The 24,941-nt window shown below is 65.8% G+C and carries 24 protein-coding genes; 8 read left to right on the top strand and 16 right to left on the bottom strand.

Translation table 11 applies throughout. The features are described from left to right. The first annotated feature begins 144 nt into the window (after positions 1 to 144). Complete coding sequence (locus G394_RS0108565; protein WP_028577305.1) at positions 145 to 1,296, top strand: iron-containing alcohol dehydrogenase; 1,152 nt, start codon at positions 145 to 147, stop codon at positions 1,294 to 1,296. Between the two features lie 112 nt (positions 1,297 to 1,408). Here G394_RS0108565 and G394_RS0108560 read toward each other — a convergent pair whose 3' ends face one another. From G394_RS0108560 to G394_RS0108550, 3 genes are all read right to left on the bottom strand, one after another. Beyond that, positions 1,409 to 2,791 carry a multiheme c-type cytochrome gene (locus tag G394_RS0108560; RefSeq protein ID WP_028577304.1) on the bottom strand — a complete coding sequence of 461 codons (1,383 nt, stop codon included), beginning with the start codon at positions 2,789 to 2,791 and terminating at the stop codon, positions 1,409 to 1,411. A 36-nt stretch (positions 2,792 to 2,827) separates the two neighbouring features. Continuing rightward, positions 2,828 to 3,379, bottom strand: a complete 552-nt coding sequence (locus tag G394_RS0108555) for a cytochrome c3 family protein (protein ID WP_028577303.1) — start codon at positions 3,377 to 3,379, stop codon at positions 2,828 to 2,830. A 500-nt stretch (positions 3,380 to 3,879) separates the two neighbouring features. After that, positions 3,880 to 5,595, bottom strand: coding sequence for a potassium channel family protein (locus tag G394_RS0108550; protein WP_028577302.1), 1,716 nt, complete (start codon positions 5,593 to 5,595; stop codon positions 3,880 to 3,882). A gap of 180 nt (positions 5,596 to 5,775) precedes the next feature. Between G394_RS0108550 and G394_RS18550 the strand changes: the two genes are divergently transcribed. The 3 genes from G394_RS18550 (at position 5,776) to G394_RS0108535 (ending at position 8,565) form a co-directional block, all read left to right on the top strand. Further along, entirely contained in the window at positions 5,776 to 6,258 is a 483-nt protein-coding gene (locus G394_RS18550; protein ID WP_043775173.1) for a GNAT family N-acetyltransferase, read from the top strand. Positions 6,259 to 6,340: 82 nt separating this feature from the next. Then, positions 6,341 to 7,003: an HAD family hydrolase gene (locus tag G394_RS0108540; protein ID WP_028577322.1), complete on the top strand. Its 663-nt coding sequence runs from the start codon at positions 6,341 to 6,343 to the stop codon at positions 7,001 to 7,003. After that, positions 7,000 to 8,565 (top strand): NAD(P)/FAD-dependent oxidoreductase, encoded by a 1,566-nt coding sequence (locus G394_RS0108535; RefSeq protein ID WP_028577301.1) that lies wholly within the window; start codon positions 7,000 to 7,002, stop codon positions 8,563 to 8,565. Before G394_RS0108540 ends, G394_RS0108535 begins: the two co-directional genes overlap by 4 nt. Positions 8,566 to 8,616: 51 nt before the next feature. Here G394_RS0108535 and G394_RS0108530 read toward each other — a convergent pair whose 3' ends face one another. Further along, a complete protein-coding gene (locus tag G394_RS0108530) occupies positions 8,617 to 9,168 on the bottom strand; it encodes a hypothetical protein (RefSeq protein ID WP_028577300.1) in 552 nt (183 codons plus the stop codon). A gap of 430 nt (positions 9,169 to 9,598) precedes the next feature. Between G394_RS0108530 and ilvB the strand changes: the two genes are divergently transcribed. The 3 genes from ilvB to greA all read left to right on the top strand — a co-directional run bounded on the left by ilvB (position 9,599) and on the right by greA (position 12,197). Next, the gene (ilvB, locus tag G394_RS0108520) at positions 9,599 to 11,278 is read left to right on the top strand and encodes an acetolactate synthase large subunit (protein ID WP_028577299.1); all 1,680 of its coding nucleotides are present in this window, start codon (positions 9,599 to 9,601) and stop codon (positions 11,276 to 11,278) included. After that, the gene (ilvN, locus tag G394_RS0108515; protein WP_051307061.1) at positions 11,271 to 11,555 is read left to right on the top strand and encodes an acetolactate synthase small subunit; all 285 of its coding nucleotides are present in this window, start codon (positions 11,271 to 11,273) and stop codon (positions 11,553 to 11,555) included. The genes ilvB and ilvN overlap by 8 nt, the downstream gene beginning before the upstream one ends. A gap of 153 nt (positions 11,556 to 11,708) precedes the next feature. Further along, on the top strand, positions 11,709 to 12,197 hold the full coding sequence (gene greA / locus G394_RS0108510; RefSeq protein WP_028577297.1) for a transcription elongation factor GreA: 489 nt from the start codon (positions 11,709 to 11,711) through the stop codon (positions 12,195 to 12,197). A gap of 265 nt (positions 12,198 to 12,462) precedes the next feature. Here the strand turns inward: greA and G394_RS20140 are convergent, their stop codons facing one another. From G394_RS20140 to G394_RS0108465, 9 genes are all read right to left on the bottom strand, one after another. Beyond that, positions 12,463 to 15,672 (bottom strand): PAS domain S-box protein, encoded by a 3,210-nt coding sequence (locus G394_RS20140; protein WP_051307060.1) that lies wholly within the window; start codon positions 15,670 to 15,672, stop codon positions 12,463 to 12,465. Next, positions 15,672 to 16,022, bottom strand: a complete 351-nt coding sequence (locus G394_RS0108500) for an SUI1 family translation initiation factor (protein WP_028577296.1) — start codon at positions 16,020 to 16,022, stop codon at positions 15,672 to 15,674. The genes G394_RS20140 and G394_RS0108500 overlap by 1 nt, the downstream gene beginning before the upstream one ends. A 94-nt stretch (positions 16,023 to 16,116) precedes the next feature. Next, on the bottom strand, positions 16,117 to 17,073 hold the full coding sequence (locus G394_RS0108495; RefSeq protein ID WP_028577295.1) for a phosphotransferase family protein: 957 nt from the start codon (positions 17,071 to 17,073) through the stop codon (positions 16,117 to 16,119). Beyond that, positions 17,061 to 17,726 carry a TIGR04282 family arsenosugar biosynthesis glycosyltransferase gene (locus G394_RS18540; RefSeq protein ID WP_051307059.1) on the bottom strand — a complete coding sequence of 222 codons (666 nt, stop codon included), beginning with the start codon at positions 17,724 to 17,726 and terminating at the stop codon, positions 17,061 to 17,063. The genes G394_RS0108495 and G394_RS18540 overlap by 13 nt, the downstream gene beginning before the upstream one ends. A 1-nt stretch (position 17,727) precedes the next feature. After that, complete coding sequence (locus G394_RS0108485; RefSeq protein WP_028577294.1) at positions 17,728 to 18,432, bottom strand: TIGR04283 family arsenosugar biosynthesis glycosyltransferase; 705 nt, start codon at positions 18,430 to 18,432, stop codon at positions 17,728 to 17,730. Next, positions 18,429 to 18,683, bottom strand: coding sequence for a FeoA family protein (locus G394_RS0108480; protein ID WP_043775169.1), 255 nt, complete (start codon positions 18,681 to 18,683; stop codon positions 18,429 to 18,431). Before G394_RS0108480 ends, G394_RS0108485 begins: the two co-directional genes overlap by 4 nt. Beyond that, complete coding sequence (gene feoB, locus G394_RS0108475; RefSeq protein WP_028577292.1) at positions 18,683 to 20,848, bottom strand: ferrous iron transport protein B; 2,166 nt, start codon at positions 20,846 to 20,848, stop codon at positions 18,683 to 18,685. The genes G394_RS0108480 and feoB overlap by 1 nt, the downstream gene beginning before the upstream one ends. Further along, positions 20,841 to 21,065: a FeoA family protein gene (locus G394_RS0108470; RefSeq protein ID WP_425387233.1), complete on the bottom strand. Its 225-nt coding sequence runs from the start codon at positions 21,063 to 21,065 to the stop codon at positions 20,841 to 20,843. Before G394_RS0108470 ends, feoB begins: the two co-directional genes overlap by 8 nt. Before the next feature lie 179 nt (positions 21,066 to 21,244). Continuing rightward, on the bottom strand, positions 21,245 to 21,754 hold the full coding sequence (locus tag G394_RS0108465; RefSeq protein WP_028577290.1) for a metal-dependent transcriptional regulator: 510 nt from the start codon (positions 21,752 to 21,754) through the stop codon (positions 21,245 to 21,247). Between the two features lie 199 nt (positions 21,755 to 21,953). Between G394_RS0108465 and G394_RS20135 the strand changes: the two genes are divergently transcribed. Next, the gene (locus tag G394_RS20135; protein WP_169725545.1) at positions 21,954 to 22,304 is read left to right on the top strand and encodes an Hpt domain-containing protein; all 351 of its coding nucleotides are present in this window, start codon (positions 21,954 to 21,956) and stop codon (positions 22,302 to 22,304) included. Here G394_RS20135 and G394_RS0108455 read toward each other — a convergent pair. Genes G394_RS0108455 through G394_RS0108445 form a run of 3 tightly spaced genes read right to left on the bottom strand, consistent with a single transcriptional unit; the run spans position 22,301 to position 24,916 of the window. Continuing rightward, positions 22,301 to 23,512 (bottom strand): aminopeptidase, encoded by a 1,212-nt coding sequence (locus G394_RS0108455; protein WP_028577289.1) that lies wholly within the window; start codon positions 23,510 to 23,512, stop codon positions 22,301 to 22,303. The genes G394_RS20135 and G394_RS0108455 overlap by 4 nt on opposite strands. Continuing rightward, positions 23,506 to 24,120: a class IV adenylate cyclase gene (locus tag G394_RS18530; protein WP_051307057.1), complete on the bottom strand. Its 615-nt coding sequence runs from the start codon at positions 24,118 to 24,120 to the stop codon at positions 23,506 to 23,508. Before G394_RS18530 ends, G394_RS0108455 begins: the two co-directional genes overlap by 7 nt. A gap of 4 nt (positions 24,121 to 24,124) precedes the next feature. Then, complete coding sequence (locus G394_RS0108445) at positions 24,125 to 24,916, bottom strand: undecaprenyl-diphosphate phosphatase (protein WP_028577288.1); 792 nt, start codon at positions 24,914 to 24,916, stop codon at positions 24,125 to 24,127. Between the last annotated feature and the right edge of the window lie 25 nt (positions 24,917 to 24,941).

Genomic DNA, 24,941 nt, shown 5'->3' with positions numbered 1-24,941 from the left:
AGAAGCCGCCTCCGCAAGGACGCGGCTTTTTTCGTGGCGTGCGGCTGGAAAGTCCGGGTTGTGGCGATGCGCAGGGCCGGGTATACATCCCGTCCGGACGGTTGATTCCCGCCGTACCGCGTCCTTGAGCAGATGGGAGGTTCCATGGCGTTCACGTTCTCCACGGCCCGCGTTCTTTTCGGCCCCGGCTCGCGTCTGGAAATAGCCGCGCAGGCCTCCCGCCTGGGCAGGCGTTGCCTGCTGGTGACCGGAAGCCGGCCCGAAGGCTGCGCCTGGCTGGCCGAAGCGCTGTCCGCTGTCATGGACGACGTGTTCGTCATCCCCGTAAAGGGAGAGCCCGAAGCCGCTTTCGTTGCCGCGCACGCCCTGTCGGCCAGAACCAGGGGCTGCGACGCGGTCGTGGCCGTGGGCGGCGGTAGCGTCCTGGACGCGGGCAAGGCCATGGCCGCCCTTGTGCCCAACACGCGGGACGTCTTCGACTATCTCGAAGTGGTGGGGCGGGGCATGCCCCTCGAACACCCGCCCCTGCCCCTGATCGCCGCGCCGACCACGGCCGGGACGGGCTCCGAGGTCACGGCCAACGCCGTGCTGCTGTCAGGGGCGCACGGGGTGAAGGTCAGCCTGCGCTCTCCCGAGATGATCCCCCGTCTGGCCGTGGTCGATCCGGAGTTGGCCGTGACCCTGCCTCCCAGGCAGACCGCGGCCACGGGCATGGACGCCCTGACCCAGCTCATGGAGGCCTTCGTCTCCCACGCCGCCAACCCCCTGACCGACCCCCTGTGCCGGGACGGCATGGTCCGCGCCGCACGCTCCCTGCGCCGGGCCGTGGCCGACGGGACGGACTTGGCGGCGCGTTCGGACATGGCTCTGGCCAGCCTCTTCTCGGGCATGGCCCTGGCCAACGCCAAGCTCGGGGCCGTGCACGGGTTCGCCGCGCCCCTGGGCGCCATGCTCGGCGCCGCCCACGGCGAGATCTGCGCAGCGCTGCTCCCGCACGTCATGGAGGCCAACATCGCGGCCCTGTACGCTGCCGATCCGGACCATCCGGCCCTGGACCGCTATGCCGAGGCGAGCCGGTTGCTGACGGGACAGAGGGACGCCTCGGCCGGGGTCCGGTTCGTCCGTTCGCTGTGCGCCGACCTCGGGATCAGGGACCTGCGCGCGCTCGGGCTGGACGACGAGCGTGTGGACGAGGCTGCGCGCAAGGCCGCCGCGGCGTCGAGCATGAAAGGCAATCCGGTGGCCCTGGACCATGACCGGCTGACGTCCATCCTGAGACGGGCCATGGGCCGGTGACGGTTCCGCCTGCCCGATACCGGCCCACGCTGCGGCGGGGGGCGCCGGAAATAGGGAAGCGGGGATGCGGGCATCAAGCCCGAATCCCCGCTTTCGTTCGTGGCGCAGATGGCTACTGCTTGGATCCGAAGATGACCTGCGGCTTGGTGGTGTCGCCGTTGGCGTTGGGGAAATCCTTGAAGATCTCGGCCTTGGTGCCTGTGGCGATGAGGTGGCGCGCCTCGGCCATGAAGTTGTTGTAGCGGTGCTTGCATTCGTAGAAACCATGCCACCACGTGTAATCCGGGGCCATCATGGCCGTGCCCATGCGGGCCCGGCGGCCTTCGTGATGCCAGAGCTCGTAGAACTCGACCTCGAGCTTCTCGTCGAAGAATTTTCCGCTGTCGAGAAGGCCTTTGGCGTACAAGTCGTCGAGCATGGCTTTGGCGGGCTTGTAGTAGACCTCGTTGTACTCGGTCACGGACTGGTCGGTCTTGACGTAGTGCGCGTCCACCCAGCTCTTGCTGTGACACTGCACGCAGACCTTCTTCATCTTTTCCTGTTCGTCCTGCCAGTTGGTCTTGGCCGGAAAGGCCGCGAAGTCCTGGGGCCGGACGGTCAGCGGGGCCTGCAGCTCCCAGCCGAGGCGCTCGGTGACGTCATGCGAGCCGATGACTTCGCCCGAGCCGGACATGTGGCAGGCCGCGCAGCTTGGCGAACGGTAGTCGACGCCGGCCGTCCAGGTGCCCGGAGCGGCGTCCCAGCGATATTCATGCTTGTTGGTCTCGGTGATGGCGCCGTGCTTGGACTCGGTGTAGATTTCGATTTGCGGGTGGTCGGGGCCGAGGTGGCACTGACCGCATGCCTCCGGCTTGCGTGCCTCGGCCACGGAGAAGCGGTGCCTGGTGTGGCAGGAGGTGCAGCTGCCCAGGGAACCGTCCATGTTCACGCGGCCCACGCCCACGTTGGGCCAGGTCGATGCGTCGAGGTTGCCCTTGGCGTCCTTCTTCAGCACGGTCCCGTGGCAGTAGTAGCAGCCTGCCGTGCGCTCCCAGTCGCTGTTCATGCCCTTGTTGAGCCAGGGGTCGATTTTCCACATGATCTCGATGGTGTTGGCGTGCTTGCTCCGGCCGTACTGCTTGACCTCGTCGGGGTGGCAGCGTGAGCAGTCTTTGGGCGTGACCGCCGCGGCGACGGGAACGCGGTATTCCTGCTTGCCCCACTTGTTGTCGTCCCGCTGGTACTGCTTGTAGTGGGGGTCGGAAACGTCGGCGTCATGTTCCTCGGCCTGATGGCAGTCCAGGCAGCTGATGTTGGCGTTGGCGTGGCGGCTGCCCGCCCAGTCGGCGAAGAGGCCGGGAGTCTCTGTCTTGTGGCACTCGATGCAGGCTTTGGCCTGTTCGGACATGCCGCGTTCGATGCGGAACTCCTTGACCTTGCTCATGTCCGCTCCGACGCCGGACGCAAGGCAGAGCAGAAAAAGGGTGATGAGGATCGAAAATACAGCGTGTTTCATTCCTTCCCTCCTTGAGAATTGTCGTGTCGAAAATATTCACCTTTTGGCGATCAAGTCGAGTCTGTGGTAGTCGTAGATTTTTCTGTTGTTATGCACGAGGTCGTAGTGGCATTCCACGCAGCGTTTCTCCATGCCTGCCATTGGATAGAGAACCTGCTTGTGAGCGAGCATCGCTCCTCGCTTGTTGGGGATGTATTGGATGTTGCGGTGACATTTGAGACATTGGTCATTTTTGAATGACGCGTAGGCTTTCCTGCGGTTTTCCCCATGGTCGTAGTCATCTGGAGAATCCATCATGAAATGCGCGACGACGTCTTTGATTCCATGCACAGTCTTCATATAGAAGAAATTCACCGTGTCATGCGGCGCAGGAAGGTGACAATCCATGCAGTCCGCTACAAAGCCTTGAAGGTTGTTCACATGCGTCGATGTCTTCCAGGTATCGTAGGCCCACTGGATTTCGTGGCACGATGCGCAGAATTGCGGAGTGCTTGTCCTCACCATGGTGTAGTATGTCATGCTGAAGATTGGAAAACCGATCACAATCCCAAATACGATCAAGAGGGTCGGTTTCAGGAATTTTTTCATCGAATTCCCCCTTCCGTTTCGATGGCTGTTGTACGGGAATATTCGGCGAGCCTGCCGGAAATCTGCCGTCCGGGCCGTGACTCCGAATTGCCGTGTGCGCGGCCCTGTGCGGAATGCGAGATGTTTGTTGCGGGCTGTGATGTCATGGCGGCAAATCAGGGTGTCTTTATTGCGAAAAAATATCATTAATGAGCATGTATGAAGGATATGACGCTTCTGTCATCGAGAATAATGACATGCATCTCAGAAGTCTCGTCATTGCGAAAAACGGATGCTTGAATTTAAAATTGTTAATATTTCAGTAATGTAAATAGAAAATAATGAATTTTACAAGACGATACACTGAAACTTCAGTGCGAATCAATGTTTTTTCGTAGAAATATGTAAGAAGCGGCATGAATTGACGTGACGCATGACCCGGGCGGGGACGTGCGGGTGAGGCAGGCCTGGAGTTCGAACGGCGGTTTGGGCGGCGACGGGCATTGCGTCCGCCGAGTGCTTTATTTTCGCATGCCGACGGGCCCCTGATACCGCTCCGTGAATTTCTTCTCGGCTTCGGCCGTGGCGATGAGGATGAGTTCGTCCTTCGCTTCCGTGACGGTATCGGGGTCGGGGTTGATGAGCATGCTTTCGCCGCGCCTGATGGCGATGACGCTGCAGCCTGTTTCCTCGCGGATGTCCTGATCCCGCAGGGCCTTGCCGATGATGGCCGTGCCCGGCTGGGAGCGGAAGATGTTCAGTCCTTCGGAGATCACGAGCAGCTTTTCGGGCTTGAGCAGGTTGATGATGGTTGTGGTGCACAGCGACGCGTAGGACATGACGAGGTTGGCCCCGGCGCGGTGCATGGTGTTGACGTTGCGGTCCAGGCTGGCCCTGCTGATGATCTGGGCGTCGGGTCGCAGGCGGCGGCAGTAGATGGTCAGGAAGATGTTCAGGTCGTCGTCGTGGGTGGTGATGATGATGGAGGGCGTGTCCTGGATGCCCGCTTGGATGAGGACGTCCAGATCCGACGCACTGCCGAGGATGAGGCGCTCGTCGCCCCCTGTTTTCGGTGCCTTTTTTTCCACGATCCGGTAATCGATGCCCCGCCCGGCCAGGGTCTGGGCGACGGACATCCCGACCCGTCCGCCGCCGAGGATCAGAACCGGCCCCCGGTTTTCGGGATCGCGTTCCCCCGCGCCGACGAGCCTGTCGTAGCCGTCCAGCTGCGCCCGCGAACCGGCCAGGACCAGGATCGTCGACGCCCCGATGACGGTCCGCGGACCCGGAAGCCCGATCCGGCCCTTTTCCCACACGCCGACGACATTGACCCCGGTCAGTTCGCGCAGGTGGCTTTCGGCCAGGGTCTTGCCCTGCAGCGGCGAGTCCGAGACCGGAGCCTCGGCGATGAGCAGTTCGTTGAAGGCGCCGATGACGTTGGCCTTCGTGTTCAGCCCCAGGACCCGTCCGGCCAGGACTTCCCCCAGTTTTTTGGTGAACTGGAAGGTGTGCGTGCTGCCCGCCAGGTCGAGGATGTCGACGGAGTCCTCCATGTCGGCGTTGGCGATGACCGGCACGGTGTCGTTGACCTCGCGGATGGTGAAGATGATGTTCGTGCTGGCCACGTCGTCGTTCATGACCACGACCATGGCCGCGTCGTGGACGCGCAGCCGGTTGTAGGTCTCGGGGTCGTCGACTTCCCCCACGACCACGTTGAGGCCCGTGTCGTGCAGGTTCAGGGCCTGCTGCAGATCGGCCACGAGGATGACGTTGGGGATGCCGTACTGGTCGAGTTTGTCGACCAGGTTGAGGGAGACGGCGTCGAAATGGGTCAGGATGACGTGGCCGCGGACACCTTCGGGCACGAAGCGCGGGGCCCTGGCCCTGTTCTGGGCGTCCAGCCAGGGCGCGTAGAAGAACTGGATGAAGGTGAAGGGGAAGACAATGAGCAGGAAGACGACGCCGCTCAGCATGACGATGATGGAGAAGAGGCGTCCCAGGTCCGAGGTGAAGGTGATGTCGCCGAAGCCCAGGGTGCTCATGACCGTCAGGGTCCAGTACAGGCCCGTGAGCCAGGAGTGCTTCTGCCCTTCGTAGGCCATGACGAAGTGGAAGATGACGGTGTAGAAGAGGAAGAAGCCGAGCAGGATGAGCAGGAATCTGTTCATGAGGCGCGTGTTGCTTCGCTGCTTGGCGCGGTTGACCAAAGCCGTCATCTGCGAGACCAGGAATTTCATGTGTGTCCTTCGGTGTTGGCGTTGAAACGTGAGCCTAGCCCAGGATGGCCGCGGGGATCAAGGCGGATCGGCGGCATCATCGCCCGTTCAGGCTCCCGCCGTCGCATCGGCCCCATGCGGTTGACAGTGTGGACGCGTCGGGACATCAGCGGGTTTCTTCACGCTGCAGGGAGGCCTTTCATGGAAATACGCGACGTCGACGACGCAAACATCCACGTCTATTTGAACCTCTGCCAGGCCTACGAAGCCGAATTCTCGGCCATCACCGGCAAGCTTCCCGGCCCGGATGGGCTGTTCGACCTCGACACGGCCCTGGGCGGGCCTGTCAGGGGCTATCTGCTTCACGTCGACGGTTCCCCCGTCGGCTTCGCCGCCATCAAGGTCGCGGAAGGGGAGGGCTGCGAGGTCTGCGAGTTCTACATCGTGCCGTCCATGCGGGGGCGCCGCCTGGGCAAGGATTTCGCGAGCCGCATTTTCGCGGCGCACCCAGGCCCCTGGCAGGTCAAGCAGCTTCGGGATGCGGGGTACGCCACCTGCTTCTGGTGCCGAGTCATCGACGAATTCACGGGGTGCGAGTACTCCCAGGACGAGTTCGACGACCCCTATTGGGGGCGGGTCGTGCGCCAGTGCTTCGTTTCCGTTCCTTCCGCCGCAGGGCGCTGACTCGGGGCGCCGCAGTCGACGCTGTCCTACCGGTCGATTTGACTCTTGCTTCCTGCCCCGTTCGGCCTTAGCTCCTTACCCCATGAACACCAAACGCCCCGCGGCCGTCCTCTTCGACATGGACGGCCTGCTTCTCGACACCGAGGTCACCCTCAAGCGGATCTGGCAACGCGAGGCCGCCCTGCTGGGTTTCGATCTCGACGACGCGCACTACGCCCATCTCGTGGGCGTGCCCAATGTGCTGTGCGAGCAAAAGCTCACTCAGTGGTTTAAGGATTTTCCCCTCGACGAGTTCCGGCGCAACTGGAAGGCGGCGCGCGAGGCAGAGCGCAGGACGGCGGCCATCCCGCCCAAGGAGGGCGCCCTGGAGATGGTGCTGTGGCTCGAAGGGCAGGGCGTGCCCATGGCCCTGGCCACGTCCTCGTCGCGCGAGGCCGTGGAGCGCAACCGCGAGGCCTGGCCCGAGCTCTTCCGCTTTGCGGCCACGATGACCGTCGAGCAGGTCGAGCGCCCCAAGCCGGACCCGGACATCTACCACCGGGCCAGCGCCTGCCTCGGGGTGCGCGCGGCGGACTGCGTCGTGTTCGAGGACTCGAACCCCGGCATGCGGGCGGCCATCGCGTCCGGCGCCCGGGCCATCATGGTCCCGGATCTGGCCGTGCCCGAGGACGACGTGCGCGGGGGGGCCGCGGCCATGTACCCGTCCCTGTCCCGGGCGCTGCTCATGCGGGAGGAATGGTTTTGACGAATCAACGGACATCGACGACCGACACGGTTCATGTCGAGATCCTGGTCGAACCCGACCGGATCGGCGACGCCGCGCACATCCGCGCTCACGCCCTGGCCAAGGCCGGGCGCCCGGACAGCGACCCCGCGCCCGTGCGCGTGGTGCGCCGCTCCATCGACGCCCGCGCCCGCATGCCGCGCTTTCAGTTGCGCGTGGCCGTGGGCGGGGAGGAACGGGGCGCCTCGATCTTCCGGCCGGCTCCGCTTGGCGGGAAACGGGCGGTGGTGGTCGGGGCCGGGCCCGGCGGGTACTTCGCCGCCCTGACGCTTCTGGAGGCGGGCATCAGGCCCGTGCTTCTGGAGCGCGGCCGGGACGTGCGCTCGCGCCTCAAGGACGTGAAGAGGATCTATTCCGAAGGGCTCATCGACCCGCATTCCAACTACTGCTTCGGCGAGGGCGGGGCCGGCACCTATTCCGACGGCAAGCTCTACACCCGCGCCACCAAGCGCGGCGACGTGGACCGCATCCTGGACCTCTTCGTGTCCTTCGGGGCATCGGAAGACATCCGCGTGGATGCCCACCCGCATCTGGGCTCCAACGTCCTGCCGCGGCTCGTGCGGGGCATGCGCGAGGCCATTGTGGCCGCCGGCGGTGAGATTCATTTTGGGGCCCACGTGTCCGACCTCCTCCTCGACGGGGGTAGGGTGCGGGGCGTGCGCCTGGCGGGCGGGGAGAGCGTCGAGGGCGACGCCGTGATCCTGGCCACAGGGCATTCGGCCCGCGACGTCTACCATCTCCTGCAGCGGCAGGGTGTGCGCATCGAGGCCAAGCCCTTTGCCCTGGGCGTGCGCATCGAACACCCGCAGGCGCTGGTGGACCGCATGTTCTACCACCAGTCGCCGCGCCATCCGGCCCTGCCCGCGGCCAGCTACCGGCTGGCCTGCCAGACGGCCGAGCGGGGCGTCTTCTCTTTCTGCATGTGTCCGGGTGGGTTCGTGGTTCCGGCCTCCACGGCGCCGGGCGAACTGGTCCTGAACGGCATGAGCCTGGCCAGCCGCAGCGCGCCCTTCGCCAACGCCGGACTGGTGGCCGAGGTCCGGCCCGACGACGTAGCGGAACGCGATCCCCTGGCCTTGCTGCGGTTCCAGGCTTCGGTGGAGCAGGACATGTTCCGGGCCGGCGACGGGACGACGCAGCGCGCCCCGGCCCAGCGCGTGCCGGATTTCCTAGCCGGGCGGCTGTCCGGGGTCCTGGGCAAGACCTCCTACATCCCCGGGGTATACGCGGCCCCGCTGCACGAGCTGCTGCCCGGCTTCGTGGCCCGGGCCCTGCGCGAGGGCCTGTCCATCCTGGGCGCCAAGCACAAGGGCTTCGACAGCGCCGAGGCCACGCTTTTGGCCGCGGAGTCGCGCACGAGTTCGCCGGTGCGCATCCCGCGCGACCGCGAGACGCTCATGCACCCGGAGGTGTCCGGGCTTTTTCCCTGCGGGGAAGGGGCGGGTTATGCGGGGGGCATCGTCTCGGCGGCCATGGACGGGGTGGCGGTGGCGCAGGCGGTGCTGCGGGAGATGAAAAAATAGGTCCTATGGGTCGGATGGGACCCATAGGACCTATGGAAAGGCGGGAAGGCTCTATTTGCCGAAGGACTTGGCGAACAGGTCGGCGATGGCCTGGCGGCCGTTGTCTTCCAGGAAGCGGGTGCCGGTGCCGCAGAAGTGGTGGTTGGTGATGGTCGGGGTCTCGCAGCGCTCCCAGATCTCGCCGGTCCACTTGTGCCAGGCGTTGCGGACCTGGCCGAAGGCGTAGAGGGGCTTGTTGCAGATCTTGGCGAACTCGGTGCCCCAGCCCGTGCCGCCCTTGACCGTGCCGTCCTCCATGATGGTGCCGACGACGAAGACCTCGTGGCCCGAGTCGATCTGGTACATGATGGTCTGCAGGATGCTGCGCATCGTGGGCGCGTTGGTGAAGGTGCGGTTCAGCAGCTTCGAGACGTAGCTCAGGCTCACGTCCTTGCGCATGAGTTCTTCGGGGGTCAGGACTCTCAGGCCTCTGGAACGTTCGATCTTGTGGCCTTCGAAGGTGAAGGTCACTTCCTGCACGCCGAATTTTTCGGCCATCCGGCCGAATTCCGCTTCCGCTCCCGGTGCGCCGCCGCTGAAAAGCGTGTATTCCGATGTGGGCATGAGCCCTCCTCTGTGTGGTTGAAGGTGAACACGAAGATTGGCCGCGGGCTCACTATGCCCGCATCGCGGGTCTGAATCAAGGCCCGGCGCGAATTCGCCGCACTGACCGGGCGCGACCGTATGAAGGTGTTTTTTGACCTGCCGTCCCTTCGCGGTCAAGAGTCCCTTGACATGGAATTTCGAAAGTCATAGGCACGAATCATTCGATACTCGATTACCCGAAATCCCGAGGAACATCCCATGAACCGCATCTGCAACGCCTTCGTCAGCCTAGTCGTAGTCGTCGTAGTATGCGTAGTTAGGGACGCCCTGACGCTGTAACGGGATTTGGACGACGCTTCACCCCCGCCAGCGCAGGCGCCGGCGGGGGTTTTCCTTTTTCGGCTCACCCCCTCGCCGGTCAACGGACGAGCCGAACAAGGAGTGCACGATGTTTTCCATGACCGGCGCGCAACTGACCATCAGCCTTCTCGAACGCCAGGGCATCCGCACCATCGCGGGGATTCCCGGCGGCGCAAACCTCCCCCTCTACGACGCCCTCTCGCGCAGCGCGCGCATCCGCCACGTCCTGGCCCGCCACGAACAGGGCGCCGGCTTCGCGGCCCAGGGCATGGCCCGGGTCACGGGCCGCCCGGCCGTGTGCTTTGCCACCTCCGGCCCCGGCGCGACCAACATCCTGACGGCCATCGCCGACGCCAAGCTCGACTCCGTGCCCGTGGTCTGCATCACCGGCCAGGTGCCCCGGGCCATGATCGGCACCGACGCCTTCCAGGAGGTGGACACCTACGGCATGAGCATCCCCATCACCAAGCACAACTTCCTGGTGCGCGAGGCCGCCGACCTCCTGCGCGTCATCCCCGAGGCCTTCGCCATCGCGGCCTCGGGCCGCCCCGGCCCGGTGCTCGTCGACATCCCCCGCGACGTGCAGCTGGAAACCGTGACGTTCGAGAGCTGGCCCGAGCCCGGCGAAAAGGACCCGGCTCCGGCCTTCTTCGACGCCGACCTGGAGTCGGCCGTGAGCATGATCGACGCCGCCCGGCGGCCCGTCCTGTGGGTCGGCGGCGGGGTGGTGGCCTCGGGCGCGGGCCGGGAGATCCTCGAACTGGCCGAGCGCGCGTCCATGCCCGTGACCTCGACCCTCATGGGCCTCACGGCCGTGCCCCACGACCACCCCCTGAGCATGGGGATGCTCGGCATGCACGCCCAGCGCCACACCAACATGGCCATGGAGGCCTGCGACCTCATCGTGGCCGCGGGCGTGCGCTTCGACGACAGGGCCACGGGCAAGGTGGCGGAGTTCTGCCCCCAGGCCCGGGTCATCCACATCGACATCGACCACAGCGAACTGGAAAAGCTTCGGCCCGCCTCGGTGGCCATCCTCGGCGACGTGGGCGACGTGGTGCGGGCCATCCTGCCCAAGGTCTCGCAAGCGCCTCGTCAGGAGTGGCTCGACTACATCGCGGCTCTCAAGCGCGCCTTCCCGTCGTGCATCCCGGACAAGGGCGGGCACGCCACGCCTCAGGAACTCATCCGCCGCGTGGGTGAGCTGTGCGGCGACACGGCCGTGGTCGTGACCGACGTGGGCAAGCACCAGATGTGGGCGGCCCAGAGCTACCCCTTTCAGCCCGGCATGTCCTGGCTGACCTCGGGTGGCCTGGGGACCATGGGCTTCGGCTTGCCCACGGCCATCGGCGCGGCTCTGGCCGCCCCGGAGCGCAAGGTCGTCTGCGTGAGCGGCGACGGGAGCCTGCTCATGAACATCCAGGAGATGGCCACGGCCGCCGAGCAGGGCGCGGACGTGACCGTCGTCCTGCTGAACAACGTTTGCCTGGGCCTCGTGCACCAGCAGCAGGAACTCTTCTTCAAGGCCAACTACTTCTCGTCCCTCTACGAGGTGAACGTCGATTTCCCGCGCATCGCCCAGGGCTTCGGCTGGAAGACCTGGGACCTGGCCGGAGCGGCGGACCCCGACGCCGTGCTGCGCGAGGCTCTGTCCCACAAGGGGCCGGCCCTCATCCACGTGCCCGTGGACCGCGACGAGAAAGTCTGGCCCATGGTCCCTCCCGGGGCCGCCAACAGAACCATGCTCGGAGGTGAGAACCATGAGTAGCCCGCGCACCGTCCTCGATGTCCTTGTCAGCAACCACCCCGGCGTCATGTCCCACGTCTGCGGGCTCTTCTCCCGGCGCGCCTTCAACGTCGAAGCCATTCTCTGCCTGCCCTTGAACGGCGGCGGCGAGAGCCGCATCTGGCTCCTGGTCAACGAGGACGACCGGTTGGAGCAGATGATCCGCCAGATGCGCAAGCTGCAGGACGTGCACGACGTGCGCCTGCGGCCCGCCGCGACGGAAACCTTCGCCCGCCTGGGAGAGGTCATGGCCGATTGAACCGTTGCGCCCCTTGACCCGCAGTGCCCGATGCACTACGTAGGGAGCAGTTTTGCTTTTGAAAAGACGATCCCGCTTTGCCCGTCAGTCCATTGGCGGGCAAAGCATCTTTTTTTATTGCCATACGACAATCTCTGCACAGTAAGGACGACGATGAACAGGATTCCCATTTCAGTCGAAGGCTACAAGCGCTTGGAAAAGGAACTGGACGAACTGAAGAAGGAACGGCCCGCCGTCATTCAGGCAATCAAGGAAGCCCGCGAGGAGGGCGACCTGCGCGAGAACGCGGGGTACGATGCGGCCCGCGAGCGCCAGGGCCTGCTTGAGGCCCGGATCAGCCACATCGAGTCGCGCATGATCCGCTTCGACGTCATCGACATCGACACACTGCAGAGCGACCGGGCCGTGTTCGGCGCCACCGTGACCCTCGAGGACATGGAGACGGGCGACCAGAAGACCTACACCCTGCTCGGCCCCGACGAGGCCGACCACACCAAGGGCACCATCTCCATCGAATCCCCCGTGGGCCGCGCCCTGCTCGGCAAGCGGGAGGGCGACGAGATTTCCGTGCAGGTCCCCAAAGGCCGCGTGGACTACGAGGTCGTCTCCGTGACCTTCCAGGGAACGGCCGGGCTCAAGTAGACGGACTGCGCAACAAGGCGTGAGACACGACCTCCGCGGGGCGACCTGCGGAGGTTTTTTTGCGCCCGTTTTGGGGGAAAGAGTGGATTCCCGCCTTCGCGGGAATGACGGTGAGGCGGCCCGTCAGAACGCGCTTCGTCCAAGCCGGCGGAAGAACGCATCCCGCGGCCAGGCCACATGTCATTCCCGCGAAGGCGGGAATCCATGTCTTTCGTCGTGCCGAGTCATGCCGTACGCCAAGCGGGGCGTCGCGGCCCGTCGGGAATCAGAAGAAGCGGTGCAGTAGCGCCTGCAGGCGGGTGTGGTCGAAGGGTTTGGAGAGGTAGGCGTCCATGCCGGACGACAGGAATCGCTCTTCGTCACCGGCCATGGCGTGGGCCGTCAGGGCGATGATCGGGACCCGGGCGTAGGGCGCGAAGCGGGCGTCGGTGCGGACGATGCCCGTGGCCTCCATGCCGTCCATGTCCGGCATCTGGATGTCCATGAGCACGATGTCGATGCCGGGGACCTGCAGGCAGTCGAGGGCCTCCAGGCCCGTGCGGGCGCAGGCGACGCTGTGGCCCATCTTTTCGAGCATGCGCCTGGCCATGGTCATGTTGACCACGTCGTCCTCCACCAGCAGCACGTGCAGGGGGCGGACCTCGCCGGCCGGGGCGGCGGTTTCGGCCTTACTGGCAGGCATGGCTTCGGACCGCAGCAGGGGCAGGACGAAGAAGATGGTCGTGCCTTCGTTCTCGACGCTCTCCACGGAGATGTTGCCGCCCATGAGGTGCACGAGCCTGCGCACGATGGGCAGCCCCAGCCCGGTGCCCTGGTAGCGCCGCGAGTAGCTGCCATCGACCTGGGTGAAGGACTCGAAGATGTAGTCCAGCTTTTCCGGCGGAATGCCGATGCCCTGGTCCCGGACCGCGAAGAGCAGGCGTTCGTGACCGTTGGTCCGGCCTACGGGCCAGGCTTCGAGGGTGACTTGGCCTGAGTCCGTGAACTTGAGTGCGTTGCCCATCAGGTTGAAGAGAATCTGCCGCAGGCGTCCCTCATCCCCGACGAAACGGCCGAGGACCGGCGGCTTTTCCAGGTGCAGGCGTATCCTCTTGTCCATGGCCAGGGCCTTGAAGAAATTCACGGCCTGCCCCAGCAGATCGTCCAGATCGAACACCCATTCCAGCAGCTCCATCTTGCCCGCGTCGACCTTGGTGAAATCGAGGACGTCGTTCAGCACCCGTAGCAGGTTGCGCGAGGACTCCAGGGCAGTGCGTAGGTATTCCGCCAGCTCCGGGGGCGCTTCGGACTGCAGGCAGAGCTGCAGCATGCCCATGATGCCGTTCAGCGGCGTGCGCACCTCGTGGCTGATGTTGGCCAGAAATTCGCTCTTGGCCCGGTTGGCCGATTCCGCCGCCTCCTTGGCCCGGATGAGGGCCTGCTGGGTGCGCTGGCGTTCCGTCACGTCATCGAAGGCCACGGCCAGCTTCTCGCCGGGCAGGGCGAAGGCGTGGAGGCGGAAGTAGCCCTTGATGCGCTCGTCCTCGTAGCGGTGGGCGTCGCAGTTGAAACGGACCTTGGTGCGCAGGCAGTTCAGATAAGTTTCGAGCATGGTCCCGCGCGGCCAGATGTCCGTGAAGAGCATGCCCCGGGCCTCCTCCAGGCGCCGGCCGATGAGGCGCAGGGCCACGGGGTTGGCGTTCTCCAGGACGAGGTTGTCGGGATCCTGGTACTTGTAGATGAAGAGGCCCGCGGGGATGTCCCGGATGATCTCCTCGGCCGTCTGGGAGAACTCGTCGTGCCGCTGGCGTTCAATGGCCAGGGCGATCTGCTCCGAAACCTCGAGCAGGATGTCCAGGTCATGACGGGTGTACTGCTTCGCGGTGGCGTAGTTCTGCACGATGAGCGCGCCGATGCCCGCTCCGCGCACCGTAAGGGGGACGCCCATCCAGCTTCGCGGGACGCCGCCCACGACCGTGAGTTTTCCGGCGTCGGACAGGGCGCGCATGTCCTCGCCGCTCAGGATGTTGGGGATGTTGCCGCGCATGAGTTCGAGGGTCAGGCGCCGGTTTTCGGGGTCGTCCACGTTCTCGATGCGCGGGGAGGCGCTCGCGATGTCGGTCGTTTCATCGACCCAGTAGGGGAATTCCAGGGAGTTCCTGTCGGTGTTGAGGATCGCCGTGATGAGGTTCTTGGCGTCGATGGCCTCGCACAGGATCGCGTGCACGCTGCGCATGAGGGCCGAGAAGTCCTTCGTGGCGTGGGCCGCTTCGTGGATGCGCAGGCGCATGGAGTGCAGGAGGGCGCTGCGGGCCAGGGTGTCGCCGGCCTTGCGGATGGCCGTGATGTCCACGCCCATGCAGGTCACGCCCGTGACCGCGCCCTGGATGTCCGTTTCGGTCACGGTATTCCAGCGGATGAGCAGGCGCCTGCCATCGCGGGTCAGGATCTCGGCGTCGGACTCGCGGGGATCGGCGGGCGCCGTGTCGGAGGCTGCTTCGAGGACCGAGCGCATGGCTTCGCCCTGATCCGTTGGCACCAGCTTTTCGAACCAGTTGCGGCCGAGCAGTTCCGCGTCGTGCCAGCCCGTCAGGCGCTGCAGGTAGGGGTTGGCGAAGACGATGCGGTCACCCAGGTCCAGGGTGACGGCGATGAAGTTGATCCGCTGCAGAAGGTTCTGGAAGCGCTTTTGCGACTCCATGAGGGCCAGTTCGAAGCGCTTGCGCCGGCTGATGTCCTCCATGGTCCCGAGCAGGCAGGGTTCGCCCGTGGCCGCGTCCCGGATGAGGCTCGCGTTGAGGGAGACCCAGATGACCGCTCCGTCCTTGCGCTTCATGCGTGTCTGGAAGCCGCGGATGCTCCCGTGCTCGTGCAGCAGGTCGAGGTAGCGTTCGCGGTCTTCGGGGTCGACGTAGAGATCGCGGTCGATGTTGCCGATGGAGGCCATGAGTTCCTCGGGGCTATTGAAGCCCAGGATCGAGGCCATGGCGGAGTTGGCGCTCAGGAAGGCGCCGCTTGGAGTGGTCTGGGAAATGCCCTCCAGGGCGTGGTCGAAGATGGAGCGGTAGCGGGCTTCGCTGCGGCGTAGGGCGTTTTCCGTGTTGCGCCGGCGGGTCACGTCCTGGAAGGTGCCGGAGACGATGCTCATCGCCCCGGTTTCATCCGCCTCGAATTCGGCCCTGATATGGGCCACGCGCGGGGAATCGGTCTTCAGGACGTAGCGGATCTCGATGCGGAAGGGGCGCCCGGTGACGGCGCTGATGCGCATCTTGCGCAGGAAGCGCGCCCGGCTCTCCTTGACCAGGAGCTTCAGGAAATGGTCCAGGGACGGGGAGACCTCGCCGGGTTCGAAGCCAAGCAGGTGATACATCTCGTCGGACCAGAAGGTCTGCCCCGTACGCATGTCGTGCTCGAAGGACCCGATGCGCGCATGGCGCTGGGCGCGTTCGAAGTGGGCGAGACGGCGTTTGAGAGAGAGTTCGCTGTCGCCCTGCATCAGTTCCCCGATTTCTTGGCGGCGATGCCCAGACCGGCGAGATGGGCCAGCAGGGCGTCGCGGTGCTCGCCCTGGAACTCGAGCACCCCGTCGCGCAGGGTGCCGCCGCAACCCAGGCGCTTCTTGCAGGCCGAGAGCAGGTCCCGAAGTTGGGTTTCACTCATGGACAGGCCGGTCACGACGGTGACCCCGGCGCCCTTGCGACCCTTCGTCTCCCGTCCGACGCGCACGGGCCCCGCGGCCGCGGCGGGTTTGGCCGACTTGGCGGCGCAGACGCAGGTCGGTCGGCCGCATTTGCGGCACACGGTATTTTCGGTGGAATAGACAGTCTTGTAGGCGTCTTTGGACATGGAATTTCACCCTCACGGCGGCAGTGGCGCGTCAGACATTGCGGCAAAGCCGGGCCGCTGGCAAGTGTCTCTGTCATACGCCGCCCGGCGGGGCTCAGGCGCGGGAGGCGATGAAGAAATCCAGTTCGCGCATGTAGCGGCCGATCTTCTCCCTGGTCAGCGGGTCGGTCAGGGGCTTCATGCCGTGCGCGTACTCGTGGTGGGCCATGAAGCACCAGGACAGGCCGCGCAGGACGATGACCCGCTCCATGACGGCGCAGAGGCGGTCCAGGGCCTCCAGGGGCGGCGCGTCGTCCAGGTCGGCGTGGTAGGCGGCCAGGAATGCCCGGCGCCGGTCGGGGGCGATGACGGTTTCCGTTCGCCACAGCGTGGTCGTCGGGGCCAGGAAGTGGCCGAGGTCCTGGTGGCGGCTGGAGACGACGGCCTTTTCCCAGTCCACGAGAAAGGCGCCGTCCGGCCCGATGAGGAAATTGCCGGAGTTGACCTCGGTGTTGACCACGCACGGGCGGTCCCCGGCGAAGAGCGGGCGGCTGTCTTCGCCCAGGCGGACGATGCGTGCGTGGTAATCAAGCAGGCGCGCGCGCTCGCCGGTCAGCGCGTGGTCCGGGTAGCGGTTGATGAGCCCGAGGCTTTCGGCCGCGATGGCCGCCACGGGGTCCTCCTGGGCGAGCAGGCCGGGGCAGGGCGGCAGGGCGTGGATGCGGGCGAAGATCCGGGCAGCCTTGTGCAGGTCGCGGCCGTAATCGAGCGCCGAGCCGGGCAGGAACTCCATGAGCATGACCCCGCCGCCGAAGGGCGCGTGGTCCGTGTGGACGCGCAGGGGACGCGGCGTCACGCCCGAGTGGGCCACGCACTTAAGGACTCGGAACTCGTAGCCGATCTGGTCGTCCAGGCCCAGCTGGCTGCCGCGGTTGATGCGGAAGACCATGTCCCGGCCGCCGCAGCGCACGCGGAAGTTCTGGTTGTATTCGCCAGCGGCCAGGAAGGAGATTGCGGGAACGTCGTTCACCCAGCCCTGTTCCAGCAGAAACTCGGAGATCAGCTTTTCCATGCGTCGGGCACCAGGTTGAAGCGGCGGATGCAGGCCATGGTCTGCGAATCGGCGTCGCGGTTGCGCCGGGCATAGTCGGCCAGATCCTCGACCGTGTCCACGTCGGGCCAGGGGTCGAGGAGGATTGGTGGGAGCCCATGGCGGCGGCAGTTGTCCAGGGTGCGGGCCAGGACATGCGGGCCTCCCCACGAAACGCCGGCAAAAACGTCGGCCGGCAGCGGGGCGGCCAGCCCCAGGAGGTGGAAGCCGCCGTCGGGCGTCGGGCCCAGGCAGAGGGCGGACTGCGTCAGTGCGTCGAAAGCCTTATCGATGCTGCCCGCCGGGAGGTCCGGCAGATCGCTGCCGATGAGCACGGCGCCAGGTTCGCCCGTGTCCAGGGCGTCGTGCAGGGCGCCAAGCATCCGTTCGCCCAGGTCCGCCCCGCGCTGGGCGGCGTAGTCGTGGTGCGGCCCGAAAAGGGCCCGGTATGCATCTGTCGGCGTCGACGGTTCGCAGCAGACGGTCACGCGCACCCCCAGGCTTTGGAGCATGCGCAGTTCGTCGCGGATGAAGGCGGTCTGCAGGGCCGCGGCCCGGTCCATGCCGACGACCGCGCCCAGCCGCGTCTTGACCGCCCCGGGGCGGGGGTATCTGGTGAAGAGCAGCACGCGCACCCTAGCCTCCGTGCCTGAGGTACAGGCCGGCCAGGAGTTCGGCCGGAACGCCGAGATGGTACAGCAGGCGCAGGAAAAGGTTGCGCAGGGTGCAGCGCACGAGGCCTTCGCGCAGTTGCCTGCGGCCCGAGGTGCGCACGGGGAAGGCCAGGATGCGGATGGCGTGCCCCTGTCGGCGCAGTCTGGTCATGAGTTCCAGATCCTCCATGACTGGCAGGGCCGGGAAACCGCCGAGCTGCCGAAAAACCGACCGGCGCAGGAAGATGGCCTGGTCGCCGTAGGGCACGCGCGTGAAGTTCGACCGCGCGTTGGCCGCGGCAGCGATGAACGCAAGTCCCGCGGAGGCTTCAGCGTAGCCCAGGCTGAAGGCGCCGCCGGACAGCGCCGGGTCGGCCAGGCACTGGCGGACGAGGGAGAAGGCGTTGTCCGGGAGGCGTGTGTCGGCGTGGAGGAAAAGGAGGATGTCGCCCCGTGCGGCCCCGGCCCCGGCGTTCTGCTGGACGGCCCGACCGGGAGGGGAGGCCAGGAGGGACAGGCGAGGGTTTTGGGCCAGATGGGCCGGGATGCGGCTCAGGGTGTCCTGTCCGGGAGCGCCGTCGACCACGACGATTTCGAGGGCGCCGGCGTCCGGTCTGGCCAGGAGGTCGGCCAGCAGCGTGGCGATTTCCCCTTCCCTGAAGACCGGGATGACGACGGAGACCTTCATTCCACGACGACGGCCTGCCCCAGGCTGCGGCAGAGGCAGAGCCGGCTGGATCGGACCAGGACGAGAAGCGGCCCGCCGGAGTTGGAGAGCATCTCGATCTCGGTGCCCGGGGTGATGCCCATGGCCGTGAGTTTGCTCAGATGGCAGCCCTGGGAACGGGAAAGGCAGCGCACCACGGCCTTCTCGCCGTCCTTGAGGTCGTTCAGGGTCCGTACCCCACCGGCCGTGTCCTTGGTTTTGCAGAAGAACATCACCACCCCATGCGCATGCCGAGTTGATAGGTTGCCGTGGCCAGGGCAAAGGCGAATGTCGTGTTGAAGACGACGCTGAAGGCCGCCCAGCCCCAGGACGCCTCGCGGGCGATGGCCACCACGGTGACGAAGCACGGCGAGTAGAGGAGCACGAAGATCATGAGGCTCACGGCCACGCTGGTGTTCCAGCCCGGCGCGGAGGCAATGCGGGCGGCGAAGTTCTGGTCCTCCGCGTCGCTCAGGGCGTGGGCCGTGGCCAGGGTGGAGACGATGACCTCCTTGGCCGCGATGCCGCCCAGCAGGGCGATGTTGGTGCGCCAGTCGAAGCCGGCCCAGGACGTGACGGGCTCGATGGCCTGGCCCAGGCGGCCGGCCAGGGAATAGGTCAGGGCCTCCTCCTTGAGGTGCAGCTCCAGGGCCGCGAGGGAGGCCTCGAGGTTGCCGCGGGCAACCTCGTCGGGTGCAGTCTGCAACTGCTCCCGGATGCCGGACATTTCGGCCTCGTAGGGCGCGGCCTTTTCCTGGGGCAGTCCGGGGAAGGTCATCATGGCCCAGATCAGCACGGCGATGGCCAGGATGATGGTGCCGGCCTTCCTGATGTACTGCCAGCCGCGCTCCCAGGTGTGCAGCACGAGGCCCATGAGCGTGGGCATGCGGTAGGGTGGAAGTTCCATGACGAAGGGGGTCGACGGGCCGCGGATGATGGTGGAGCGCATCAATTTGGCCGCCACCAGGGCCGCTGCCCAGCCGGCCAGGGTGATGAGGAACATGACCTGCGCCCCGTGCTCGGGGAAAAACGCGGCCGCCAGCAGGATGAAGACCGGGACCTTGGCCCCGCAGGCCATGAAGGGCGCCGTCAGGAGCGTGGCCAGCTTCTCCTTGGGGCTTCTGAGCGTGCGCGCCGCCATGACGCCCGGCACGGCGCAGCCGCCGGGGATGCCGCCGGAGATGATGAACGGGACCACGGAGCTGCCGTGCAGCCCGAAGATGCGGAAGACGCGGTCGAGCATGTAGGCCATGCGCGCCATGTACCCCGAATCCTCCAGGAAGGTGATGCCCAGGAACATGATCAGGATCAGGGGCACGAAGCCCAGCACCCCGCCCACGCCGGCGATGACGCCGTCGATGATCAGGGAGCGCGTCAGGCCGGGCGGCATCTTGCCGGCCAGTTCGGCCAGCCGGGTGAAGACGGCCTCGACCCAGCCCATGGGCGCCTCTCCGAGGGTGAAGGTCAGGCTGAACAGGCCGTAGAGGATGGCGAACATGATGGCCGGGCCGGCCACCTGATGGGTCAGCACGGCGTCGATCTTGTCCGACAGGTCGGCCCGGCCCTGCAGGTCGGGCATGACGGTCAGCACGCCCTGACGCAGGATGGAGGATATGTAGCCGTAGCGGTAGTCGGCGATGAGAAATTCGGGCTGGGTCTTGAGGGTTTTCTCGCAGTGGCGGGACACCTCTGCGGCCATGTCGCGCAGGCGCCGGTGCAACTCGTAGTCGGCCTCGAAGAGCTGGCGAACGACCAGGTCGTTTTCCAGGAACTTGAGGGCCAGCCAGCGCGGGGGGTACGTGTCGGCCATGAATCCCGCCGCCGCGATCAGCGCGGTCATCTCCGCGAGGACGGGGTCCAGGTCGGGGCCGTAGGAAATGAACAGGGGTTCCCATGATTGTCGGGGATGCGACAGGGCGGCCTGCAGAGCCTCGCGCACGCCCAGGCCGCTGCGGGCCACGGTGCGGACCACGGGCAGGCGCATGAGGTCGGCCAGGCGGTCCGAGTCGATGCGGATGCCCTTGGACTCCAGGGCGTCGACCATGTTCAGGGCCAGGGTCACCGGGATGCCCAGTTCCAGAAACTGCACGGTCAGGTACAGGTTGCGCTCCAGGCTGGTGGCGTCGATGACGTTGATGATGCCCTGGGGGCGCTCCTTGACGAGAAAGTCCCGGGCCACGAGCTCTTCCTGGGAATAGGCCGTCATGGAGTAGGTGCCGGGCAGGTCGATGACGCGGACCGCGCCCGAGGGCATCTCCACGAAACCTTCCTTCTTCTCGACGGTGATGCCGGGATAGTTGCCGACGTGCTGCCTCGACCCCGTCAGGGCGTTGAAGAGCGTGGTCTTGCCGGCGTTGGGGTTGCCGGCCAGGGCTATGGTGGCGATGGCTTCAGTCAAGGGCTTTTTCCGGGAGTTCGACGGTGATGAAGTCCGCCTCGCTGTTGCGCAGGGTCAGCGTGAAACCCTTGAGGCGCAGGGCGACGGGGTCCTTCAGGGGAGCTCGACCGATGACGGTGACTTCGGTCCCGGGGACAAGCCCCATGTCCCGGATGCGGCGGCCGAGTTCGCCCTGGGCGGCGACGGTCTTGATGATGCCGCGCTGGTCCACGTGCATTTGTCGCAAGTTGACGATGGTTGACACGAGTTCTCCTTGAAGCTGCATGGTCGGCCGGATTCACGCCGGGGGGAAGAATATTTAGGACGTCTAATTTGTCAAGCCAAGAGGCCGCCGCAGAGCGGCCGGATTCCGCAGTTTTTTCCCGATCATTCGGGGCCCGTCGCGCAAGCCGTTCGTCAGGACGACTTGGAGCATTTGTCGTCCTGACGTTCCAGGCAGGAGCGGATGCATTCCGCGCAGTTGGTGCAGGTGCCCCGTTCGTTGCAGGTCCTGGTGAAGTTATCGAGCCAGTCCTTGCCCGTGCGCGGGCAGGTCATGATGAAGCGGGCGAACCTGGTCAGGGTCTCCAGGCTCTCGTCGTCGATGTGGTGCTCCAGCTTGCAGGCCGTGTCCTCGGCCACTTCGGGGCGGATCTGCAGGAACGTGTGCAGGAAGTCGAAAAGCACCTTGTGGCGGTGCACGATGCGCGTGGCCGTGCGGAAGCCCTCGGGAGTGAGCGTCACCGAACTGTAGGGCTGGTAGTTGATGAGGCCGCGCTGGGAGAGTTTCTGCAGGGCGTTGGTCACGGAGGCGCGCTGCACGCCCATGGCGTCGGCGATATCCTTGGCGCGTGCCTCGGAATGCGCGGATTCCAGGGAAAAGATGACTTCGAGATAGTCTTCCAGATTGGAGGACATGTGGTCCATGGCAGTGTCGTCCTGTTGGCGTTGTGCTCGGGAAAAAGTTAGATAAGACTATAGGCAAGATTGTGAAGTGGCAAGGGGCGTGCGGGATGGCGAAAAGCCGGGCATGCCGGTTCGGGGAGGAAAAGCGCTTTTCAGCAACGTGAAAAAAAAGTACGTGAGTGATGTCGAATTCATTCAGCCGCATATGAGGAGAGCAGACGTGACGAATGCACCGCTTCTGTCCATGGAGGAGACCCTGGAACGCATGTCCGGGGACCGGGAACTGCTGGTCAGCCTGTTCCAGCTTTTCGTCAGCGACGCTCCCAAGAAGCTCGAAAAGATGGACGCTTGCTCCGCGGAGCGGGATCTCTTCGGCGTGGAGCGCACGGCCCACTCCCTCAAGGGCGCTTCGGCCACGGTGGGCGCGTCCCAGCTATGCGAGATCGCGGCCGAGACCGAGCGGGCCGCCAAGGCCGGGTCCTGGGATGACGTGGACCGGCTCCGCCGGGATCTGGACCGCGTCTGCGGCCAGACCCTGGAGGCCATGCGCGAGTTCTGCGGCGGTTCCTAGCCTGCCTGCGGCATGGCGAACATGCCGTCTTCGTAAATGACCGTCTTCGTGCCGTCGCGCAGGAAGGCGGTCACTTTTTTGGGCTCGGTGTTGACGAGGTCCCAGTGCAGGGCCGAGTCGTTGAAGCCCAGTTCCTTTTTTCTCTCCTCGGTCAGTTCGGCCGGGTCCCCCGCATAGGTGTCCGCGTAGGACGCGCCCACGGCCACGTGACAGTTTCCGTGCTCGCCGCCGAAGTTTTCGTCGAAGAGGGTGTGGGCCATGAAGGCGTCGATGCGTGAGAAGCGCTTGTCCGTCAGTGAGAATTCGCCAAGCTGGCAGGCACCGGGGTCCATCTCCAGCTGGGACCGCACGAACGCCTCGCCCTGGTCGGCCCCGGCCACGCGGGCCTTGCCCCCGGTAAACTCCAGGGTCACGCCGCTGACGAGGTTGCCGCTGCGGTAGGAGGGTTGGTCGGCGTGGTAGACGCCCTCGGTCAGGCGGTGATCCGGGGACATGAACAGCTCGAAGCTCGGGATGTTGTGCCCCGAAACGCCGATCCAGCGCCGGTCGCGGCCGGGGAAGACCTTGAGGTCCGTGGAGGCGGACTGCACGTGATAGTGTTCGACGTCCATGCCGTTGAGCCAGGCCTTGACGCCTTCGGCCTGGCGGAAGATGCCCTCCCAGGCCGCCACGGGGTCGGCGTCGTCGAGGTAGGAGGCGCGGACGATCTGGGCGGCGTAGTCGGCGAGGGACAGCCCGGAGTTCTCGGCCAGGGCCGGGGTGGGCATGAGGCACAGGGTCCAACCGAATTTGCGCATGGCCTCCCGGCGGTCCAGGATGTCGCGCAGGTATTTGCGGGCCAGGGAGAAGCTGGCGATCTTGGCCGGCGGGGTGTCCTTCAGATGCGTGATGGAGTCCGGGGCCAGGAGCGAGACGAGGCCGCCCAGGTCTTCGAAAAGTTCGCGGTCGCCGGGCACGACGAAGGACAGCTGGTCCTGTCCGGCACCGGTGAAGAATCCCTTTTCCAGGGTGCTCGGCAGGTTCATGCGCACCACGGGGTTGAGGCCCTTTTCCAAGACCAGGGCCTGCATCTTCTCGGCCAGGGCCAGTGCCTGCAGGTCCGTGCGGATGAGGACGATGTCGCCGGGGGCGAAGGGGGTGACGCGGGCCTTCTGCATGCCCCAGAACAGGACCTTGGCGTATTTTTCGAGCTGGATGTCGCTTAGCATGTATCTCCTCCGGTCCGGGCCTCGCAGCCCAGCAGGGTGTTCAGACGTTCTCGTTCGGCGGGTTCGAAGACGAAGCTCTCGGCTGGGGGGAGCCCCTGCGCGCTTCGCCATTCGCGGTGCAATCTGTGGTAGCTGACGGCCAGGGCCGCCGCCATGTCCAGGCCGAGGCGGCCGGCCAGCTCCGGGATGGCCGCGGGCGCCCCTTCGATCTCGGCGAAGTGGCCGAAGGGCAGGATGTCCAGGCACACGGTGGCGCCGTCCACATCCCACATGGCGCGGAATTTTTCGTACGTGAAGCTCGCGGTGTAGCCCAGGCCGCGCAGGATGAGGTCCATGCATCCGGGATCGTCAACTCGGCACTCCCGTTCCAGGCGGCTTTTGACGCCGGGTACGCCGGGGCCGGGCACGGGCTCCTTGAAGGTCAGCGTCACGACCAGCGCGCGGCGAAGGCGCAGGAGGCGGCCCGTGGACGCAAGCTCTTCTCCGCGATCGTAGACCGTGTTGGACTCGAAGTGCCAGGACGTGCGCAGGCTGCCGAGGGCGCGGAGCCGTTCTTCGAGGCCCGTGCATTCGGTCAGGGGAAATTTGGCTTCGTGTTCGACGGTCATGGCCTCACCAGAAGATCCAGAGCACGACCGGGGCCAGGGCCAGGCGGTACCAGGCGAAGGGCCGCAGGGTCAGGCGGGAGAGCAGCGCGATGAAGACCTTGACCGCGGCCCAGGCCGAGACGAACGATATGGCGAAGCCCACGGCCAGAACGAGGAAATCGTCGGTGCCGAAGATCCGCCAGCTCTTGAGCAGGTCGTAGCCCGTGGCCGCGAACATGATGGGCACGGCGGCGATGAAGGAGTATTCCGCCGCCACCCGCCGGTCCACGCCCAGGATCATGCCGCCCATGATGGTCGCGGCCGAGCGCGAGAAGCCGGGCCACAGGGCCAGGCACTGGAAGCAGCCGACGCCAAGGGCCAGGGCCGGGGTCATGGCGTCCAGGTCCCCGACGCTTTTTTTGATCTTGAGACGTTCGACCAGGAGGATGGCCAGGGCGCCGATGATCAGGGCGAAGGCCACGGTCACGGGCGAGAAGAGGTGCTCCTTGATGGCCGAGTGGGCGAAGAGGCCCAGCAGAGACGCGGGCAGGGACGTGAGGAAAAGCAGCCACAGCCCGCGCACGCCCCCGAAGGCCCGTCCCGTGGGCCGCACGAGCCCCCAGAAGGTCGGCAGGTACATGGCCACCACGGCCAGGATGGCGCCGAGCTGGATGACGATTTCGAAGGTTTCCGCCTTGGGGCCCGTGAAGCCCAGGAGGTGTCCGGCGATGATCAGGTGGCCGGTGGAGGACACGGGCAGAAACTCGGTCAGGCCTTCGACGATGCCCAGGATGATGGCGTTCAGGTATGTTGTCATGGGGTGTGGGGCTGGAACGTGAAAA

Origin of the sequence: Desulfomicrobium escambiense DSM 10707 (assembly GCF_000428825.1) — a bacterium.
GTDB classification, from domain to species: Bacteria; Desulfobacterota; Desulfovibrionia; order Desulfovibrionales; family Desulfomicrobiaceae; genus Desulfomicrobium; species Desulfomicrobium escambiense.
The sequence above is the reverse complement of the archived record's forward strand: the minus strand, read 5'-3'. Positions and strand labels throughout refer to the sequence as shown.